This window comes from bacterium, from assembly GCA_020444325.1.
Taxonomy (GTDB): Bacteria; Bacteroidota; Ignavibacteria; order SZUA-365; family SZUA-365; genus BM516.
The window spans coordinates 310,557-331,259 of sequence record JAHLLD010000002.1; the positions used below are offsets into that span (position 1 = coordinate 310,557).

General features: G+C 55.5%; 15 protein-coding genes. 9 read left to right on the plus strand and 6 right to left on the minus strand.

Translation table 11 applies throughout. The features are described 5' to 3' along the window. Positions 1–44: 44 nt before the first annotated feature. Together KQI65_04060 and KQI65_04065 are read left to right on the plus strand one after the other, a co-directional pair. Complete coding sequence (locus tag KQI65_04060) at positions 45–332, plus strand: ferritin (GenBank protein MCB2203898.1); 288 nt, start codon at positions 45–47, stop codon at positions 330–332. 42 nt (positions 333–374) lie between these two features. Next, positions 375–938, plus strand: a complete 564-nt coding sequence (locus tag KQI65_04065; GenBank protein ID MCB2203899.1) for a DUF4287 domain-containing protein — start codon at positions 375–377, stop codon at positions 936–938. Positions 939–1,081: 143 nt separating this feature from the next. On the opposite strand, the gene KQI65_04070 is transcribed toward KQI65_04065, so the two are convergent. After that, positions 1,082–1,846: a PorT family protein gene (locus KQI65_04070; protein MCB2203900.1), complete on the minus strand. Its 765-nt coding sequence runs from the start codon at positions 1,844–1,846 to the stop codon at positions 1,082–1,084. A gap of 11 nt (positions 1,847–1,857) precedes the next feature. Continuing rightward, complete coding sequence (locus KQI65_04075) at positions 1,858–6,612, minus strand: choice-of-anchor D domain-containing protein (GenBank protein ID MCB2203901.1); 4,755 nt, start codon at positions 6,610–6,612, stop codon at positions 1,858–1,860. A 231-nt stretch (positions 6,613–6,843) separates the two neighbouring features. Here KQI65_04075 and KQI65_04080 point away from each other — a divergent pair, with 231 nt between their 5' ends. From KQI65_04080 to KQI65_04090, 3 genes are all read left to right on the plus strand, one after another. Then, complete coding sequence (locus tag KQI65_04080) at positions 6,844–7,596, plus strand: hypothetical protein (GenBank protein MCB2203902.1); 753 nt, start codon at positions 6,844–6,846, stop codon at positions 7,594–7,596. A 48-nt stretch (positions 7,597–7,644) separates the two neighbouring features. After that, positions 7,645–9,006, plus strand: a complete 1,362-nt coding sequence (locus KQI65_04085; protein ID MCB2203903.1) for a hypothetical protein — start codon at positions 7,645–7,647, stop codon at positions 9,004–9,006. A gap of 218 nt (positions 9,007–9,224) precedes the next feature. Continuing rightward, the gene (locus KQI65_04090; protein ID MCB2203904.1) at positions 9,225–9,839 is read left to right on the plus strand and encodes a hypothetical protein; all 615 of its coding nucleotides are present in this window, start codon (positions 9,225–9,227) and stop codon (positions 9,837–9,839) included. A gap of 24 nt (positions 9,840–9,863) precedes the next feature. Here the strand turns inward: KQI65_04090 and KQI65_04095 are convergent, their stop codons facing one another. After that, positions 9,864–11,774 (minus strand): ABC-F family ATP-binding cassette domain-containing protein, encoded by a 1,911-nt coding sequence (locus KQI65_04095; GenBank protein ID MCB2203905.1) that lies wholly within the window; start codon positions 11,772–11,774, stop codon positions 9,864–9,866. Positions 11,775–12,320: 546 nt separating this feature from the next. Here KQI65_04095 and KQI65_04100 point away from each other — a divergent pair. Next, positions 12,321–13,703 carry a dipeptidase gene (locus KQI65_04100; protein ID MCB2203906.1) on the plus strand — a complete coding sequence of 461 codons (1,383 nt, stop codon included), beginning with the start codon at positions 12,321–12,323 and terminating at the stop codon, positions 13,701–13,703. A 107-nt stretch (positions 13,704–13,810) separates the two neighbouring features. Here KQI65_04100 and KQI65_04105 read toward each other — a convergent pair whose 3' ends face one another. Further along, entirely contained in the window at positions 13,811–14,884 is a 1,074-nt protein-coding gene (locus KQI65_04105; protein MCB2203907.1) for a hypothetical protein, read from the minus strand. 211 nt (positions 14,885–15,095) lie between these two features. Between KQI65_04105 and KQI65_04110 the strand changes: the two genes are divergently transcribed. Genes KQI65_04110 through KQI65_04120 form a run of 3 tightly spaced genes read left to right on the plus strand, consistent with a single transcriptional unit; the run spans position 15,096 to position 19,065 of the window. Continuing rightward, positions 15,096–17,330, plus strand: coding sequence for a TonB-dependent receptor (locus tag KQI65_04110; protein ID MCB2203908.1), 2,235 nt, complete (start codon positions 15,096–15,098; stop codon positions 17,328–17,330). Between the two features lie 12 nt (positions 17,331–17,342). Further along, positions 17,343–18,755 (plus strand): undecaprenyl-phosphate glucose phosphotransferase, encoded by a 1,413-nt coding sequence (locus tag KQI65_04115; protein MCB2203909.1) that lies wholly within the window; start codon positions 17,343–17,345, stop codon positions 18,753–18,755. A gap of 1 nt (position 18,756) precedes the next feature. Then, positions 18,757–19,065: a hypothetical protein gene (locus KQI65_04120; protein ID MCB2203910.1), complete on the plus strand. Its 309-nt coding sequence runs from the start codon at positions 18,757–18,759 to the stop codon at positions 19,063–19,065. A 92-nt stretch (positions 19,066–19,157) separates the two neighbouring features. On the opposite strand, the gene KQI65_04125 is transcribed toward KQI65_04120, so the two are convergent. Beyond that, positions 19,158–19,796: a threonylcarbamoyl-AMP synthase gene (locus tag KQI65_04125; GenBank protein MCB2203911.1), complete on the minus strand. Its 639-nt coding sequence runs from the start codon at positions 19,794–19,796 to the stop codon at positions 19,158–19,160. A 66-nt stretch (positions 19,797–19,862) separates the two neighbouring features. Continuing rightward, positions 19,863–20,618: an NTP transferase domain-containing protein gene (locus KQI65_04130; protein MCB2203912.1), complete on the minus strand. Its 756-nt coding sequence runs from the start codon at positions 20,616–20,618 to the stop codon at positions 19,863–19,865. Between the last annotated feature and the right edge of the window lie 85 nt (positions 20,619–20,703).

The following is a 20,703-nucleotide window of genomic DNA, read 5'->3' on the forward strand; positions in this document are numbered from 1 at the left end:
AGCACGCGACAGTCTGTATTTTCAATGATAAGAAGGAGTACACCATGGCCAACGAAGGGTATCATGAGCCTGTCTCGGAACTGTCACAGGAAACAAAGGACATGCATCGCGCACTGGTTTCACTCATGGAAGAGCTGGAAGCGGTGGACTGGTACAACCAGCGCATGGATGTCTGTGCAAACAAGGATCTCAAATCCATCCTCAGGCACAACAGGGACGAAGAAAAGGAACACGCCGCCATGCTGGTGGAGTGGATTCGCCGCAACGATCCAAAGTTCGAAGATGAATTGAAGGACTATCTTTTCACAGACAAGTCCTTCTCCCATGATTAACACGCCGGATTCGGTGGAATATTTACATAGATGGAGGCAGCCATGAGCGCCGTAGATAAAGCGCTGCAAACGCAGCTCACAAACATACAGGAGCGGACGGGGAAGAGCCTGTCGCAGCTCAAGAAGGTGATCGAGAAGAGCGGGCTCGAGAAGCACGGACAGATTCGGGACATGCTCAAGAAAGACCTGGGGATGGGGCATGGTGATGCGAATACCCTCACGCATATTTACCTGAACGGTATGCCGGACGAAGCCTCGGGAGGAAGCGATGATGTGTTGGAGAGTATTTACAGCGGGAAAAAGGAGGTGTTTCTGCCCGTGCACGACAAGCTGATGAAGGAAATCAGTAAGTTCGGGGAATTCGAAATTGCGCCGAAGAAAACCTATGTGAGTCTGCGGCGGAAGAAACAGTTTGCCACCATCGGTCCCCCCACGAACTCACGAATGGAGGTGGGACTCAATATGAAAGATGTCGAAGCCACGGAACGACTCGAAGTGCTGCCGAAAGGACAGATGTGTCAGTACAAGGTGCGTCTCACAACCCCTGAAGAAGTGGACAAGGAATTGATCGACTGGATACGTATCGCGTATGATTCCGCCGGTTGAGCCGGATGTAATTTGTACCGTTCGAGTAGTTGAAAACAAAAGGCCGTCCCGGTGATCGGGACGGCCTTTCTCGTGGAATGACCACTGGTCGTGATTGTTGAAGAGGGCACTGCTCAATTGCCCTCATCCGTTATTCCCATCTGCTAGGGGACAGGGAAATTCAAGTCGAGCACGAAGCGAACGTTGTCGATTCTCCAGGTATCCGCATACGGCGCGTCGATCACGTTTGTGAGACCGAACTCGTAGATGAGCTGCGGTGTGAGGAAACCGTAGCGGAAGAAGAAATCGTAACCGAGTCCGACGCTGGCAGCATAGCGCATGCCGTTGACGTCCTCGATTTCGCCTTCCTGCGGAGGAGCAATGCTGCCGCTCGCCCATTCCGGTTCGACAAGTGTTGCTTCATGAGAGAAATTATCCTTGATCAGCGTGCCGACATTGAGTCCGCCGCTGACGAACAGTCCGGGACCGCTCATCGGGTACAGTTTCGTGTACACGCCAAAGGTGAGGTATTGCAGTGTATAGTCGACCGTCTGGTCACGGACGACCTCACTGACAATCGTGGGATCATCGGGGTCGGCGACACGGAAGGGGTCCGTGAAGCGGCCCTCGACATCCCCCGACATCTGGTTGAATGCGAGCCGGAGACCGAACACCACGTAACGCGTCACGGATTTTTCACCCTGCACGCCGAAGAGGAAATTGGTGGTGTTGCCGTCGGCATAAAAACCGTTCTCCGCCGAGGGGAGGAGAGGCACGTTCCCGTTGTGGAAACTCTGGTTGGCTCCGATGAAAAGTCCTCCGCGCACGGTATACCAGGCCCTGTCGCCAACCCGGAAGCCCTGCGCATGCGCTGCATACGTGCCGGCGAATGTCAGTGCAAGGAGGAGAATGATGCTGATGCGTTTCATGAGTCAGCTCCTTAGTTGGCTATGATCAGTTTCTGGGCGCTGCGGAACGTTCCGGTTGTCATCACCACGAAGTACACTCCCGGGCGCATGCGGTCCGCCTGGTAGCGGAAGCTGTACGCACCCGATTTGAGCATGCCGCGGTGGATGACGTCGGTTTCCACACCGAGCAGGTTGTAGAGTTTGATTTCCACATAGCTGTCACGATCGACGGATACCTGGATCTGCGTTTCGCGTCCGGTCTTTCCATCAAGGACGTTGGGACGCGGCGGTGTCAGACTGGTGATGCCGAGATCGGCGAGAGTGGTGACACCGTTGCGGGGACGAATGGTAATCGTACCGCTGGTGCCATCATCCGCGGTGATCTGTGCGATGTCGGGTTCGAGCGCAGCGTTGGAAATACTCCATTCCGTGCTTGAGGTTCGTCCGACCAGCACTTCCATTGAAATCCGAACAAGTGGACCGGCGGTGAAGCGGGAGGCGGAAACCGTCACGGTCAGGCTGTTGGCGCCTGTTCGCGCGAATTCTGCACTTCCCTGACCGGCGGAGACATGGTCGGGGTTGAGTGAGATACCGTCGAAGTTGAGATCGAAACTCAGCGTTCCGTTCTCGATTTCGCAGACGAGATCTTCAGTGACGAAGACCGGGATTTCGACGATGTCACCGGGACGCGCACTGAGCTGAGGTGCCGTACCGCCATTTTCGCTCGCACTGATCGCGAAAGCGGGACGCTCGTACTCGACATTCATCGCGACGGAAATTTCACTGCCGCAGCGATTCTCCATCGCGTAGAGGGTTGCGGCGTTGCTTTCGCCTTCCATCGGCGTGTAGAGCACGTTAACCGCAGCGCGGTCATGCGCGGGAATGGTGAGCTGGGTCTGACCGCTTTCGAAGCTGAATGCGGAAGAACCATCAATGTGCAGTGTGAGCGTCAGGTCGACGTCACCGTTGTTCATCAATTCGGCCTGGAGCATCACCGGTTCGGTCGCACAGGTGGCGGTCGCGCCGAGCGTGTCCTGCACGAACGCGTACGACACGCGACTGAGCTGTCCGGCGAACGGAATCACCTTCGTTTCGGGGACGCATCGCATGTCACGCACCGTGGTGACCTCAAGCACACCGCTGAAGTCACGGTCCTGCTCATCAAACGGAGGCTGCACGGCGACGGTGATTTCCTGCGACGCACCCGCTGCCACGATGAGCGGCCAGCTGAGTGGTGCCATGAAGCGAACCGGAGAATTCGCGGGCTGAATCTGACCGCTGATCTCCAGCGGTACTGCGCCTGTATTGCGGAAGATGAGTTTCTGTTCGAGCTGGGCCTGGTCATCAGGGTGGACGAAGCCGTCGGGACAGAGAAGAATGTCACCGAAGTCCAGTGCCTGCGGTTCGAGTGTGTAACTACTGTTGATGACGGTAGCCTGCACGGGGAAGGCCGCCTGAATGTCGCAGGGCGCGCCGAACAGTGTCACCAGCCCGCTGTAATCACCCGGCTCCGTTGCGGTGAATCGTACGATGACGTTCCGCGACTGTGAGGGTTGCAGCGTGAAGGGGAACTGCTCGGGTGGATCGTAGACGAAGCCTTCCGGAAGGAGACTGCCGTCCTGCACCGTGACCGGCGTCGGTCCGGTATTCTGTACCGAAGCCGTGATCTGACGCGATTTGCTCGTCTCACAGCTCAGGACTTCAAGGCGTCCCTGGGGACTGACATCGGTGACCTCGAAGAAGGGTTGCACACCGCGTCCGCGCACCGTAAAGGCTACGCTGTCGCTGCAGTAGTCCGAGCTGAAGAAAATGGTCTGTGCATCGATACCGACCTGGAGGGGATTGTAGCGAATCGGGAATTCGCGGTACGCACCCGGCTCCAGCGTAATCTTGAACGGTTTTGCAAGCAGCTGGAAAGGCGAGAGAGCAGTAAAGCCATCTGTCATGACCGTGAGCCGCTTGTCGCCGGTGTTCTCGACAATGAAGCCGCGAACCACCGAACCGTCGACACAAACGTCGCCGAAGTTGGTGCTGTAGCCGTTCTCACGCACGAGGAAGCGGGGCTCATAACGTTCGCCGCGAAGGACGACGGGGAAGGTCTCCCGGCAGTAGCCTCCGGTTCCGGCGATGATTTCGAGTTCGAGGGTATCGCTGAACTTGCCGCCCATTCCCGGACGCGCAATGACATCGATTTCACGGGAATCGTTCGCCGCTATTTCCACACCCTGTGTCGGGAAGGGGATGGGACCGAGGCGCAGTTCATATTTCGAGGCTTCCGCCAGTGCGTTGAGCGTGACAGGAAGCGGCGAATTGTTTTCGATGGTGATGACACGGCTGGGACCGCTTGCACCATCGGCGCAGGAGATGATTTCTCCAAAGTCCAGCGTTTCGGGTGTGATCGAAACCTGCGGAAGGACGCGTTCACCGGCGAGGGTGAAGTACACCGTGCTGCCGCAGGGTTTGCCGAACCATTGCACGCTGCCGCCAAAGCTGCCACCGTCGCCGAGAGGCGGTTCGAAGCGAATGTATGCCTCGAAAGGATTCATCGAATCAGGCGGGATAACGATGGGAAGGCGCAGTGCCTCATCCCACGCGAAACCGTTCGGCAGTGCCGGCAGGTCTTCGAAGCGAACGGGCTCCGTGCCTGCGTTGTAAACCTGGAGCAGCATCTTCGCACTCGGTTCGCAGTTTGCCAGCGTAATGCTGGGCGGGGTCACCGAGGAAGTCAGCAGCTGCTGCGAGAATGTCACACCGCGGAGATCTACGCTTGCCTCGAGGTCGCAGAGATTCGCGGAAATCGTAAGTGTCTCTTCGAACAGGCCCGGTGCGGTGGGATGGAAGCGTATGGGAACCACACGGTCGGCACCCGGCTGCAGCGGGAAGGTGTTGCTGAAAGCATCGATCTCGAACGGTGCGGCCACGCCGATAGTCATCAGCAGTTCCGCCGTCCCGTTGTTGACGATGCGAATGCTCTTGGCTTCGGAATACTCACCGACGCAGGTCGTGTCGTACAGCTGCGGCGGAAGCATGCCCGGTGTCGCGACGGCCTCAGCAAAGAACGATGGGCTCTGACGTGTGCCCTGCATGTCGATGCTGAAGCGTTCGGCGCAGATGCCGAAATCGGCTTCGATGCCGAGGACGCCAGAGATTGTCTCCGCTCCCAGACGCGCCGGCTCAATCGTCACCGTCGTCGAAGTGCCGCCCGGAAGGGAATCCGGTGCGTTCACCAGTGTGAAGCCGGAAGGTACGTTGTAGCGGAGCACCGCCAGCTGACTGTGTGCGTTTTCGAGCACGATGTCGCGTTGAGGCAGCGGGTCGACACCGCAGGCGTTGACCAGTCCGAAATCAAGTTCAAATACGTCGGCTGTGACGGTGGGTGCGATGCGGGAGGCTTCGAGCTTGAAGAGAATCTCCTGACCGCATTTGTCCGCTGCCATGATGACGTTTTCGATAATGGTACCGCGCTGCATCGGTGTGGGAGCGAACTCGATATACATTTTTACCGAGTCGCGGGCCGGAATGGCCAGCGGGAAGATATTCGGATTCTTCAGCACGAAGCCTTCGCCGAGGTCAGGAGGCGTGCTGAAATCGACACCGTTGAGTCCTTCATTGAAAAGCGTCACTGTGATCAGATCGGTCGCCTTGTCCTGGCAGCTCAGGATGGAAGGCATGCCATCGACCGTTGCAGACAGACTTGTGCGGCCGATGCGGAGAATGACCGGAATTTCAATGGTGTTCGGATCGGTGAAATCGGAAGTCAGCTCGATAGTGCCGGCATGTGTTCCCGGACAGGGAATGGCCGAGGTGATGACTTCCACTTCGAGGGAGTCATTTCCCATACCGACGGTTTTCGACAGGCGCAGCCATGGGACTGTAGGTGTGGCCGTCCATGTATAGCAACTGAGTCCGCTGTTGGTGATGTACACCTTCTGCGGATCCGGCGGATTCTGTGTCACTACGAAGGTATCGAGTTCGGAAACCGTCACGGGGAAAGTGCGCGGGGCGTAGTTCGCAATCACCGTCTTGTTGCTGGTCATGCTGACCGTGAGAAGGTTGTTGGTACCGGATGCGTCACCCGACCAGTGCGAGAACACATAGCAGGTATCCGGGGCCGGAAGATTCAGGGCCACGAGTCCAACACCCGTCCCCGGTGCATAATCAGGCAGCAGCGGGAATCGCAGCACCTGTCCCTTGCCCGGGGGATTCACTTCAACGTTCAGCGTATATCGTGTGGGAGGCGGATCGCCATACGTTACCTCAATGAGGTAGCGGTTCGTGCCGACCGGGAGTTCCACCTGCGCCAGGGAACTCATATCCTCATCCACAATGGTGGGATCGGGATACGACACCAGACGCATGCTGGAAATGCCCGTGGCGAGGGGAAGGCTCCATTTCATCCAGGTTGTCGTCGCACCCGGGTCACGACGGACCCGAAGCTCGAAGGTCTGGGAGATGGGAGGAGCGGTGAAAATACCGCGAAGATCCTTGACGACACCGTTCCCGAGTATGGATGGCGTGCGGATATCGTTGTCGATCAGACGGGCATCGTAATTGCCGGGAACATAGGGGGGAAGCTCGACTTCACCCAGTCCCGCATCGATGCCGTCGGATGCCGACGCATGAATGCCGATACGCAGGTCGGTGCTGTTGGCGACGTTGTCAAATACCGTCAGAACTGTCTGAATGTTCTGAGCAGCAGCCTGCTGCGTTCCCGAGGCCAGGAAGACAAGCAGTACCGCCGGTATCAACAACAGGAGCCGGGGTCTCGTAGTAACGGACGATGGCATAATCAACCTCTTAACCTGTTGCAATTAAAGAGACTACTACCATTAACTTAAGTACTTTATGAGAAAAATGCAGTAAAAATCAAGTTTTTGTCCAAAAAAATATTTGAGGGTTTTCGGCCTGCTTTTTGGCGCATTTAACGCCGTTCTCATATCAATTCACGGAGATTATTGCTACATTCATCGTGCAAACAGTCCCTTTATATAGTAGCAAACCGGCATGGGAGTCACTGTATGCTAACGTTGTACCTGGCATGTCTCGTTTTCGGCGGCGTGCTGCTGACCATCTCGCTCTTTGCTGGAGGGGATGCGGATGCGGACGTGGATCACGGCATGGATCTGCAGGGTGATGTCGATATGGACCACTCCATCGATCTGCATGGTGACGTCGACATGGACCATACGCTGGATCTCCAGGGTGACGTGGATACCGCGGTCGATCTCCAGGCTGAATTCGGGGAAGGGGACCTCCCGGCGGATATGACAGTGGACGGGGGACATCCGGCCGTGGACACGGTGCAGGATATTGAGAGTGGGGGACATGGGACTTCCGCGCTGTCCGCTGCCTTCGAATTTTTCAGCTTCCGCAATATGGTGTACATGACCACGTTTTTCGGTTTGACCGGGAGCGTGTTAAGCTGGCTCACCATGCCGTTCGGACTTACCCTCGGGTCCTCCATCGGCATGGGACTGTTTGCCGGGGTCGTCGGCCATCGATTCATGCGCTACCTCAAAGGCTCGGAATCCGGCGACGCCCTGCATATCGCCAGCCTCATCGGGCACGTTGCGGTCGTGACGCTGCCGGTGACGAAATTCCGTCGCGGGAAGGTGCGTGTCGAGGCGGCGGGGCAAATCGTAGAGCTGCTTTCGCTGCTGCACGAATCCAGCGAGGCGGACGAAGTGCGACCGGGGGACCGCGTGTTCATCCTTGCTCTGGAAAAGGATGTGGTCCTGGTTGACAAAGGGGATTTTCTCGAGGAACGCTGACTGCATTTACCATCGCTATCCATACACAGCACAGAGTGACGTATCACCATGGAAGAATTCATCGTATCAATTTTCGGTATCGCGCTGTTCGCGATCATCGTCATCATGGTTGCCATCAGCCGTTTGCTTCTGATCTGTCATCCCAACGAAGTCATCGTCCTTTCCGGACGCAAGCGCAAACTCTCGGACGGTTCCATGGTCGGGTACCGTCTCATCCGCGGGGGACGCGCGATTCGCGTGCCGCTGATCGAGAAAGCCGCGCGCATGTCTCTTGAAACCATTCCTCTCGACCTGAGCGTCATGAACGCATATTCCAACGGGGGTATTCCACTCAAAGTGGAGGCGATCGCCAATATCAAGATCGACAGCAGCGAGCCAACTTTTGGTAATGCCGTCGAACGTTTTCTCGGGAAATCCATGGCGGAGATACATGAAATCGCAAAGGACACACTCGAGGGTAACCTGCGTGGCGTACTCGCAACACTGACCCCCGAAGAAGTCAACGACGATCGCCTCAAATTCGCCGGCAGTTTGATTGAAGAGGCGGATACCGATCTGAAGGCGCTCGGACTGCAGCTCGATACCCTGAAAATACAGAATGTCTCCGACGACGCCGGATATCTCGACAGCATCGGCCGCAGGAAAACCGCGGAGGTGCTTTCGAATGCGCGTAAGGCGGAAGCCGAAAGGAAGTCTGAAGCTGAGCAGTCCGAAGCCGATGCGCAGCAGAGGGCCGAGGTGGCCAAGGCCAATGCGAAGAAGGAAATCGAATCCGCGCAGATCAATGCCGAACGCACTATCAATGTAACCAAGGCCAAGGCGCAGCAGGACGTTGAGATCGAGAATAACAACCTCCGCATCAAGAAGGCGGAACTCGAGCGCGAAGCGATCATCAAGGAGAAAGAAGCGGAAGTCGCCGGAGAAAAGGCGCGCGTTGTGTACGAGCAGGCCATGGAGCAGGAACGCATCGAACTGCAGAAAAAGCGTCTCACCGCCGATGTCATCGAACCGGCCCGCGCGAAGAAGGAGGCCATGGAACTAGAGGCCAAGGGCGACGCCGCCAAGATCATTGAAAACGGACTCGCGAACGTGAACATCCTCAACCAGATGATTAGCGCGTACAAGACGGCAGAAGGCGACGGAGAGAAGGTGTTCATCCTGAACATGCTGCCGGAAATCATCAATCAGCTGGTCGGTACTGTCGGCAAGCTCAACATCGACAAAATTTCTGTGGTGGACAGCGGCAGCGGCAAAACGGTTGGTGGACTCATGGGCCAGCTCCCTTCCGCGGTGATTTCCCTCAACGAAATCATTGAAAACGCCACAGGCGTGAACATCCTCAGCAATTTCAAAAAAGAAGAACTCCAGGCCGCCACGAAAAAAATCGACAATCTGACCCCCGAACAATAATCAAGGGGAACATCAATCAAGGGGAACACAGATCTGCGCGGATTCTACGGATTTGCACGGAGAAGGTAGAAAGAACTCGCCATAATCTCCGTGAAAATCCGTAGGATCCGTGAGAATCCGTGTTACCATTGATTGATGTTACCCCTTGATTGTAATTGCCTGTTGGTCGCGGGAAGTGTACTTTTCAGGATTGCTCGTTTTTTACCGAAGAGGAACACGTGAAAAAGTATTTCGTCCTGACCATTGCCGCACTCATGGTAACTGCCTGCGGCAGCGATAAAGATAAGACCGAACAGTCCGCCCAGCAGGAAGAATCTCCTGTCGTACGCATGCCCTTTGCGGAGGATTCCGAGGTCCCGGAGCCGTCTCCGGATGCGCTCGCCCCTGCGGAGAATATTCCGGATGAGGATCTGCCCGATCTGAGCAAGCTCAGTACTGTTGAGCGGCAGATCTTCCGGAGAACGGTAAGTATCCAGGTCCCGTACTACGACGCGCTGGAGAAATGGGCCGATGCTGCCAACGATATCAAGAAGGGAAGTGACGCCGCAAAGTCCCTTCGCAAATACATCGCGCTGCAGAATGATTTCGCCATCGAGATGCAGCAGATCGATGCGGAGTTCGCCGGGAAGATTGATGCGAACTATCAGGGTAGCCAGGAATTCCAGCGTGTGCTGGATGCCTACCTGAACGATCCGGATTTGATGCGGCGCACGGATTACATCATGCGTAGTTACATGTCTCTGATTCAGCGTTTCAAGGATGATCCTGCATGTAAGGATGTATTCGCCGATATCGAGCGTATGGCGCGTGAGGCGCAGCAGCAGATGCAGTAAGGTTGGTTACGGAGCGGATGAAGATCAGTCTTCGAGCCGCTGGGCAAACTCCAGCCATTTGTCAGATAATTCTTCGATACGCGCATCAATCTCCCTGATGCGCTCCCCGATTTCGGCCAGGCGGGCATAGTCCCCGCCTGCGCCATTTTCCAGCTCATCTGAAAGCGTCGCTTTTTCTTCCTCCAGGGACTGGATGTCGGTTTCCAGTTTTTCGAAGGCGCGTTCTTCCTTCCAGGTCAGTTTCTTCGGATTTTTTATCGGACGCGGCTCCGCGGGCTGCCTGGTCGAGGTGTTCTTCTGCACACGCTCCTGCGTTTCCGCTTCCTGCTGTGCTTCTGCTTCCTTGCGCTCCAGATATGAAGTGTAATTTCCGGGATACTGGCGAATCTGTCCCTCACCGTCAAATGAATAGATGTAATCGACCGTGCGGTCGAGAAACATCCTGTCGTGGGAGACGATGACGAGGAAGCCGAGGAAGTTGGTCAGGTATTCTTCGAGAGCGGACATCGTCTGCAGATCGAAATCATTCGTCGGTTCGTCGAGGAAGAGCACATTCGGATTGTTCATCAGCACGATGAGCAGGGCCAGGCGGCGGCGTTCTCCGCCCGAAAGAGTGCCGACCAGCGCTCCCTGTTTTTTATGGGGGAAATGGAATTTTTTCAGCATATCCGTCGCCGAGAGATAGCGGTCTCTTCCCACACCCGTGTCGATGTACTCCGCCACTTCACGCAGCGTGGCGATGACACTTTTACTTGGATCGAAGTCCGTGTTTTCCTGCCGGAAATAACCGATGCGTACGGAGCTCCCGATCTTCACACTTCCTTCGTCGGGCTCGATGTTCCCGCAGAGCACGTTGAGCAGGGTGGATTTCCCGCAGCCATTGGGTCCGATAATGCCGATGCGATCACCTGCCGTTGCGCGATAGGTGAAATGCTCGAAAAGGAGCTTGCCGCCTATGCTCTTTGCGATATTGACAGCGTCGATGATTTTGCTGCCGAGGAAGCTGTCGCCCACTTCGATCTTGATGCGTTTTTCCTGCACCGGTTTTGGTGCCGCATGCATCTTCGCGATCCAGTCGATGCGGCTTTTCTGTTTGCTCCGTCTCGCCCGCGCTCCGCGCTGTAGCCAGGCAAGTTCCTGCCGCAGTTTCGAGCGTGTGCGTTCGGCTTCTGCCTCCTGTGCGTTTATCATCGATTCGCGCCGCTCGAGGTATTGCTCATAGTTGCCGGGGAAACTGATGAGCTGCTGCTGATCCATTTCCACAATACGATTGACCACGGCGTCGAGAAAATAGCGGTCATGGGTGATCAGCAGCAGGGCGCGGGGGGACTGCTGAAGGCGGTCCTGCAGCCACTGCACGGAATCCGCATCCAGGTGATTTGTCGGTTCGTCGAGGATAAGCAAATCCGGATCGCGCAGCAGTGCACGCGCAAGTGCGACGCGCTTTCGTTGTCCGCCCGACAGTCGGCGCACATCCGCGTCAAACTCCTGCACACCGAGTTTCTGCAGGATGATGCGTGCGTCCGTTTCCAGCGACCAGCCCTGCACATGCTCGATGCGCTCCGTTACGGTATCGAGTTCCTTCTGCAACGCTGCATCGTGCGACTTCGCGACGAGGCCGCACAGCTGCTCATGCCTGTCGAGCAGATCCCGTACCTCGCTTCTGCCATCGAGTACTGCATCAAGCACCGTCTGCTCTACGGGAAAGGATGGCATCTGCTCAAGGTATTCGAACGTGGCCTTGCTGTTGAAGGCGACCTTCCCGTCATCCGCATCTTCCGTGCCCGCAATGATGCGCAGCAACGTCGTCTTGCCCACGCCGTTCTTCCCGATAATGCCCACACGTTCGCCTTCCTCCATACCGAAGGCCACATCCGTAAATAGCGGCTGCTCGTGAAATGTCTTACTGAGTCCGTTGGTTGAAAACAATACCATGCATGCAATGTACATCGAATGCAGTCAAATCCCCGAATTGGCAATTTGCAGATGGCAGATTGCAGATTACAGATTGCAGATTACAGATTACAGATTACAGATTGCAGATGGCAGATGGCAGATGGCAGATTGCAAATTGGGCAGGAGCGGGGATTGCTTCCCACGGCGTGTCCCCGGATGCTTGCCTGGCGCCCGGAAGCAATCCCTGATTTGCGGAACATGGAAGTATTGAAAGATCGAATAATGGAATCATAAGGATGATGTCATATTTCCATTTTCCATCATTTCATTTTTCCATACTCAGCGTTCCTCCGGTAGCACTCAGAATCAGGGATTGCTTCCGGGCTTTGCGCAGGTATCCGGGAACACGCCGAGGGAAGCAATCCCTGCTCCTGCCGAGTTTGTAATCTGTAATCTGTAATCTGTAATCTGTAATCTGCAATCTGCCATATGGAATATGGAATCTGTTATCTGGACTGATTTTTTGTATATTCCTCAATTCACGTCTAAATCGCCCAATTTCGTGCACCAGCAGGAGCTATAGTGATGAAAGAGCTTGCGGAGTATTTCAAAGCCAACCAGGATCGCTACATGGAGGAGTTGGCGGAGTTTATCAAGATTCCGAGTATCAGCGCGCATGCGGAACGGCGGAAGGACATCTCAAAGGCCGCCAAATTCACGGAAAAACAGCTGAAAGCGGCGGGATTGAAGAATGTGAAACAGTATCCCACCAAGGGGAATCCCGTTGTGTACGGTGAATGGCTCGGTGCAAAGGGAGCACCCACCGTTCTGGTGTACGGACATTATGATGTGCAGCCTGTCGAGCCGCTTGAGAAATGGAAATCCGAACCGTTCACCATGACGATTCGCGGTGGGAAAATGTTCGGCCGCGGTACGGCGGATGATAAGGGACAGGTGTTCATTCACTTCAAGGTGATCGAAGCTTACCTCAAGACACAGAAGAAGTTACCGGTCAACATCAAAGTCATCGTTGAGGGTGAGGAAGAGGTCGGTAGCATCAATCTGGTGGATTTTGTCAAGAAGCATCGCAAGCTGCTGACCTGTGATACCATCCTGATTTCCGATACGAACATGCTCGGGAAGACCAAGCCGAGTATCACGTACGGACTGCGTGGACTCACGTACCTCGAGCTTTCCGTGACCTCCCTCAACGGCGACCAGCACAGCGGTACCTTCGGCGGCGGCGTGGCCAATCCGATTCAGGTGTTGTCGGAGCTTCTCGTCAAGTGTAAGGACCCGAAAACCAGCAAGGTGAAAATTCCAGGATTCTACGATGACGTGGTCCCCCTGAGCCGTAAGGAGCGCAATGAACTCGCAAAGATTCCGCACGATGACAGGATGTATGCAAAATCCATCGGCGCGGTCAATACTTTCGGTGAGAAGGGGTATACGACCATCGAACGCACCGGTGCTCGTCCCACCTTTGAAATCAACGGCATGTGGGGTGGACACACGGGAGCGGGTGTGAAAACCGTGCTGCCGGCATCCGCGCATGCGAAAGTTTCGATGCGCCTTGTCGCCAATCAGGATCCTGACAAGATTGCAAAGCTCTTCAAAGACTATATCAAGAGCATCGCGCCGGACACGGTGAAGGTGGATGTCAAACTGTATGAGAACAACGGGTATGCCGCGCTGACGCCCATCAACGCTGACGGTATGAAGGCAGCGGGAGCCGCGATCAGAAAGGTGTACAAGAAGGATCCCTTCTTTACCCGCGAAGGTGGTTCCATTCCTGTCGTGGCCGATTTCCAGCGCCTGCTCGGAGTGGAAGCCATTCTCCTCGGTTTCGGCCTGCCTGACGACAATCTGCATGCTCCCAATGAGAAAATGGATATATCCCAGTTCAATAAGGGACTCACGACAACGATGCATTTTCTCGAGGAATATGCCGCGCTGAAGCAGAAATAGTGCTTTTTATGCAGAAACTGCATAAAAACGCGTCTGCGTTTATGCACATTCTGCATATTTTCCTTCGTGAAGGGCTGCTCACACGGGCGGCCCTTTCCTTTTCTCGCTTAATCGATACGCTCGGCGAACATCATGAGGTGTTCATCACCTCGACGAGTAACGATAATCACACCGTTGCGGCTGCCTCGCAGGGAGAGCTGACGCCGCAGCTGTTCCGGCGTTTCCGGGAAACCGCGCTTTTTGATCTCCGTGGTGGGACCGAAATCCAGTTCGGTCGCGATGCGGCGGAGACGCTTGCGGTTGAATGCTTCGACACGCAAAAGATGAAAGCTGCGATGCCAGATGGAGGGCAGGGGACGCTCTTCACTCCAACCGTAGGCGATCTGAGGATCCAGTGCTTCCGCGCGCTGCTCGCGCAGGTAATGCGCCACGCTACCAGTGCGGATGATGGCTGCATGTGGCTCGATGAGAAATGTCGGATCGCCGATATTCCTTGAAGGCGCGTCACCCGGAATCCACCGTTCTCCGTTGTCCGCATGCAGGGCACAGCGGGAAGGGAGTCCGCAGTTGCGCGTCAGCAGTTGTTCGGGACAGGCGCTGCCTGTGGCAACCGTCGCAACCTGCCATCCGGGAGGAGCATCGGCCCCGGGTGCAATCTTCACCACCACGGGGGTGGCAGACGGAAGCGCATCAAACAGGTCCAGCGAGGGCTGGTATTCTTCGATGTCACGGAAACGGCGGCCGGTATCCCGGCGAGCGGGATCCGCAAAGACTCCGGAGATTTTCTCCGTCCGCAAATGCGGGAGCCAGTGTTCCGCCAGTCCCTGCAATGCGAGTGCGTTTCGACATCCGGAAACGGAAAGGTTGTGTCGCAGCAGCCGGACGTGTGCTTCATCCGCTTCTATGCAGAGTAGTCCATCGGCACGCTGAGTCAGGGCCAGCGCATCACTGCCGATACCTGAGGCAATGTCGAGCAGCACACCCTGCGACGGGAGGAGCGATGCATGCAGTCTGGCCGTCGCCGCCGATGAGGCCATCTCGAGTCCTTCACGCGTGACCAGGCATCCTGACGCAAACCCGCATTTTTCAATTGCCGCGGCTTCGAGTGCGAAGGCTTCCATGCATGCGGCAAGCAGGGACGTATCGAGGTCAGCAAATACTGCCCTCAGCCTGGTTTGCATTCTGAGTGAATCTCGGTATTTTTCAGCTTGTCTCCGGTATTCCGTTCGGATTTCGGAGGCGCGGCCAGAGGTGAGAAACGCTGCCTGTGTCCTGCTAAACCGGTATCGCATTCGCTCGCTGTCTATTGATCTGCAGATCAGGCAAGGTACGATAAAACGCCTTTCTTTACTCCATGCCGCATTTTATTCACCGGATTAAACGCTGGATTGTATGAAGCGAATTGCGACGACTGCGACCATCCTGATTCTCACCATCGTATTTTCCCAACAGGTCTTTGCCCAGAAGAATGGAGGCATCAAGGGAATTGTCTCCGACTCCCTGACCGGCGAGCGGCTCTCGCTGGTGAATATTTATATCCCCTCTGAAGGACTCGGTGCGGCGACGGATGCGAACGGGTTCTTTTTCATCGGCAATATTCCCCCGGGAAAAAAGACCTTCCGCATCACCCTGATTGGATACGGTATGATCACGAAGGAGTTTGAGATCCAACCGGGAAAAATCGTGACGATGGATCTTCAGCTCTCACCATCGGTCGTGGAAATGGATGTCGTGGAAACGACGGCTGAGCGGCGCATTCGTTATGACACGGAAATCAGCACCATGCCTATTTCCGCTGCCGAGATTTCCGTCGTGCCCAAGGCGGTGGAAGCAGATCTTTTCCGAACCATTGCGGTACTGCCGGGTGTGGTTTCGACGAGCGATGTCAGCAGCAAGTTCTACGTACGCGGTGGTGGCGGAGATCAGAACCTGATCATCCTCGACGGTATGACCATTTACAATCCTTTCCACGCTCTCGGCATCTTCTCCATCTTTGATGCAGATGCCGTCAAGGAAGCGGAAATCATCAAGGGCGGTTTCCCCGCGCAGTGGGGCAACAGGCTCTCGTCGGTGATCAACATCCGCACGCGAGAAGGCAACAAGAACCGGCTTTCCGGAAAGCTGAACATGAGCCAGGTGAGCGGCAAGGCGCTGCTCGAAGGACCCACGCCCTGGGATGGTTCATGGATGGTGTCGGCAAGAAAGAGCTTTTTCGATGAGGTGCTGCAGAATTTCGTGCAGCAGGACACTCCGTTCGATTTTTATGATGTCATTGCACGCATGAACGTTGCCACCGGTGAGAGCGGACGGCTGTCGCTGCACACCCTTTTCAGTGGTGACGTCATCCGGCCCGGCTCCACCTTCGATCCGGAATACGAGTGGAAGAACGCCGCCTACGGTATGAGCTGGTTCCAGGTTCTCGAGAACAAGTATCTCATCGAGACGACATTCAGTTTCTCGAATTTCCTCGGGGAATTGCGTCCCCGGTCGAACGCGCAAATCACTCCCCGCATGTCCGAGGTCAATGACGTGTACTTCAACGGGTCCGTCACGTATTTCCGCGACAACGGTGACCAGTACGGCGCGGGCTTCATGTTCCGGCTTCCAGAGTACCACTACAGCTTCGTCAACTCCGCGAATTATCAGCGCGATGAGGTGAAGAAGAGCAGCGAAACGGGTATATGGTTCAAGTACAAAATCAAGCAGTTCCGGCCGTTCTCCCTCGAACTGGGAGTGCGCTCCGATCTCTTCTCCGTGCTTTCCCCGAACAGTTCCGATGCCTTCGAACCCAGGATCGGATTCGCCTGGGATATCAATCCGAAACTTGCCTTCAAGCTCAGCTACGCCCGTGTGCATCAGCGTGTCATCACCATTACGAATGAAGACGACGTTGTGTCGCTGTTCGAGACATGGATTCCGGTGCCGGAGGACGAGCCCTCCGAGCAGGCGGATCACTATATTGTCGGCGTGGACGGTGATATTCCCGGTGTGCCGGGGTTGAACTTCAACGTGCAGGCGTACTACAAGGACATGAAGAACCTTGTCGATTACAACCGCGACAAGGTCGATGCCGACGATCCTGATTTTACGCGAGCGGAAGGAGAATCCTATGGATTCGAATTTTTCCTCGAGGAGCGTCACCCGAAGTATTACGGACTGCTTTCCTATTCGCTCGGGTACACCAACCGCAGTATCGGCACGTTCACCTACAGTCCGCGTTATGACCGTCGGCACAATCTCAACATCATCGCGGGTTGGAAGCCGGCGGAAGGCTGGGATGTCAATGTGCGTTGGGAATACGGCTCCGGACTTCCGTTCTCCCAGATCATCGGCTTTTACGACAGGCTGCAGTTCGGTGGACTCTTCGACGGTAAGGGGTATATCGGTGAAAGCGGTCAGCCCTACACCATGCTTGGTCCCAAAAACTCGGGCCGTCTGCCTTCGTACCACCGCATGGATGTCAGCGTGTCAAAAGCCTTCCAGTTCGAATTCATCAAGCTGGTTGCGGAAGCAAGCGTGCTCAACGTGTATGACCGCAACAACATGTTCTACTATGACCGCACGTCAGGCGATCGCATCGACATGCTCCCGATCCTGCCGACAGTAAATCTCCGGGTCGAATTCTAGCAGCCGCATCCCATGGCGAAACCGCGCCGAAACGACTTCCTCATTCCCCTGATGGCCGTGCTCTCAGACAGCGCGGCCATTCTCGCATCCTTTTACCTGGCCTACCTGATTCGTTTCGAGAGTCCTCTCGTCAACTTTATTCCCGTGACCAAAGGTTTTCCGCCTGTGAGCGCATACCTGATCGGGGGACTGGTTATCACGCCGATCTGGCTGCTGATGTTCAGTGGACGCCGGGTGTACCGCGCACGGCGCGATGTGGATATGAGCCTCGAACTTTTCCAGGTCATCCGTTACGTCAGCATCGGGATGCTGGTAGTGCTCAGCCTCGCATTTTTCTATCGTGAGTTTTCGTATTCCCGTATTGTGTTCGTGTTTATCTGGGGACTCTCGATCGCGCTGATTTTCCTCGGGCGTGTTCTCGTGCTTTCGTATGAGAAAAGACTGTACGCGAAGGGCAGGGAACTGCGGAACGTACTCATTGTCGGTACGAACAAGATGGCACAGGACCTCGCACTCAAGATGCAGCATCAGCCTGCAAACGGCTACCGCCTGATGGGGTATCTTTCGCATGAGGATGAACGGATTGAGAGTGTTGCCACGCCGCGTCTCGGCAGTATTGAGAATATTGTTCGCGTGGTTGAAGAGCAGCGTATTGAGAGTATTCTCGTCTGTCTCTCGGTCGGTGAAAACAACGAACTTGCGCAGCTGTTTTCCATGCTCGAAGGAAAGACGGTGCAGATTCTGCTGCAGCCGGATGTGATCGGTATCACTCCAACGCGTCTTCGGCTCGGTGAATTTCTCGGCAATCCACTTCTCGGTGTGAAGGACCTGCCGATGACGACCTGGGCACGCATCCTGAAAAGGCTGTTCGATATCGCTTTCAGCCTGCTCGTGCTGCTGTTATTCTCCCCGTTCGCGGCGTTGATTTTCCTGATCATCTGGATTGAGTCGGGACGACCCATATTTTACCGGCAGGTGCGAGTCGGACTCGAAGGAGAGGAGTTCGAACTGCTGAAATTTCGCACCATGAAAGTCAATGCGGAGCAGGAAACCGGTCCGACATGGACGAAGCGTGGTGACCCACGCGTCACGCGCATCGGGAAATTGCTCAGGCGTCTAAGCCTGGATGAAATTCCGCAGTTCATCAATGTTCTGCGCGGAGAGATGAGCGTCGTCGGTCCGCGCCCTGAGCGCCCGGAGTTCGTCCGTCAGTTTCAGCAGTATGTACCCAAATACCTCGAGCGCCATCGTCTCAAGACCGGGCTCACGGGCTGGGCACAGGTCAACGGTCTGCGTGGGGAAGTCCCGATTGCAGAACGCACGAAATTCGACCTTTACTATATTGAAAACTGGTCGCTCAAACTTGACCTTCGCATTATCTTCAAAACCGTATACGCCATTTTATTCGGCAAGGACGCATACTGACATGATCGCCATCATCGTTTTCTATCTGCATATCATCGGAGCCGTATACGCCTTCAGCAAAGGGTATGTGGAACACAAGCTGGTAGACGCCTTCATGTCGCTGGCTTTCGTTGCCATTATTTTCTCGGTGGGCTGGACCATGGCCGGTTTCATCGTGCGTTTTCTCTTCCCGGAGAAGGGATTTGGCACCTGGCTCGACAACGATACCATTTCGCTGATACTGGTGACATTCTTCGAAGTCATTCTCTATGTCACCTATTTTGTCAAGCAGAGAGGGAAGGATGAGACCGCAGGACAAGCAGCGTCCTGAAAGCACATCGGCAAAGTCTGTACCTGAATGGAAATGAAAACGTCCCCGCGCTGCGGGGACGTTTTGCGATGTATACGTACGGGACGACAGTCTCAGATGATTTTCTGTGCGAGTTCGATGCCCAGTCCCTCACGGGTGATCTCCGGAACTTCTTCCGTGAAGTCGATCATGGTTGAAAGGCGATCACCGAAAGGGGACCGGTACTTTGCATCGACTTCAATAATGATGTCGACGAAAGGATCGAACAGATCGAACAGGCCTTCATTGGTATCCGGTTCTTCCCAATCGGGCAACTTGGCGGACATGGAAATCAGAGGATTGCCGAGTTCGGCGATCAGCATCTGGCAGAGGAAATGGTCCGGCACCCGGATACCTGTCACTTTGCGGCGGGAATTGAGCACGAGGTTCGGCACCATTTTCGTCGCCGGCAGCAGAAGTGTGTACGGTCCGGGCACGAGCTGCCGTATGATCTGATAGGTGGTGTCGGAAATCTTGGCGTAGTCTGAGATCTGGGAGATATCCGCTGCGACGAAGGTGAGCGGTTTGGCTTCTGGCAGATTCCGCATTTTGCGAATGCGTTCCTGTCCCGCTTTGTTGCGAATGTCGCAGCCAATGGCGTAGACGGTGTCCGTGGGATACAGCATCACCGCACCACGCTGGAGCTGATCGACTACCGTGTCGATGAGGCGCAGCTGGGGATTATCGGGATGAATGTTGTAACGGGTAGCCATTTCTCGCTGTCCGGTTGTGCTTTGATGGTGTGGATATGAATTACTTACGTGAATATACGCAAACGGTTACGGCTTGCGCGATGCGAATATTGATGCCAGCTCAGAAAGCTGTTCAACAGTATTGACTCCGCGAATCTCGTCAAAACTCTCGACCACATGCGGAATCATCGTACGCTGCTCATTCTGGAAAATCTCAAAGACGTCCGGGAGGTAATATTCGCCCTGTGCGTTGTCGTTCGTCACACGGGCCAGGGCATCGAAGAGGGGGCTTTTCTGAAAGACATATATCCCGCTGTTGATTTCCCGCACCGCGCGCTCTTCCTCGCTTGCGTCCTTGTGTTCGACGATACGCAGAATTTCCCCATCGCTGCCACGTATGACACGGCCGTACCCGGTGGGATCGGGAAGCATTGCCGTGAGTACGGTCACCGCTGAGGCGGCCTCATGGTGCTTATCGAGCGCAGCCTGCATGGTCTCACGTCTTGTCATGGGAGCGTCCCCCGAGAGGATCATGACATCGCCTTCAAAGTCAGCGAGCAGGGGCTCCGCCATCCGTACGGCGTGTCCGGTACCCAGCTGTTCTGCCTGCACGGCGAACTCGATGTCCGGATCGAGGCCTGAAAGATAATCCATTACCTGCTGGCGCTGATGACCGACAATGACGATGATGCGCTGGGCGCCGAGGTCTTTTGCCAGGCGGACAACATGCTCGACAAGAGGCACACCGGCAAGCTCGTGCATGACCTTGGCCTTATCGGGGTTTTTCATGCGCTTGCCCTGCCCGGCTGCCATGATTACTGCGGCAAGAGAGGGTGTATTCATACGATGATCTTGAGATGACTTGACAGGAAGGTACGAGGGATGTGTGGGACCCCCATGTGACATCCGTTCCCGGTGCTGACGGTGC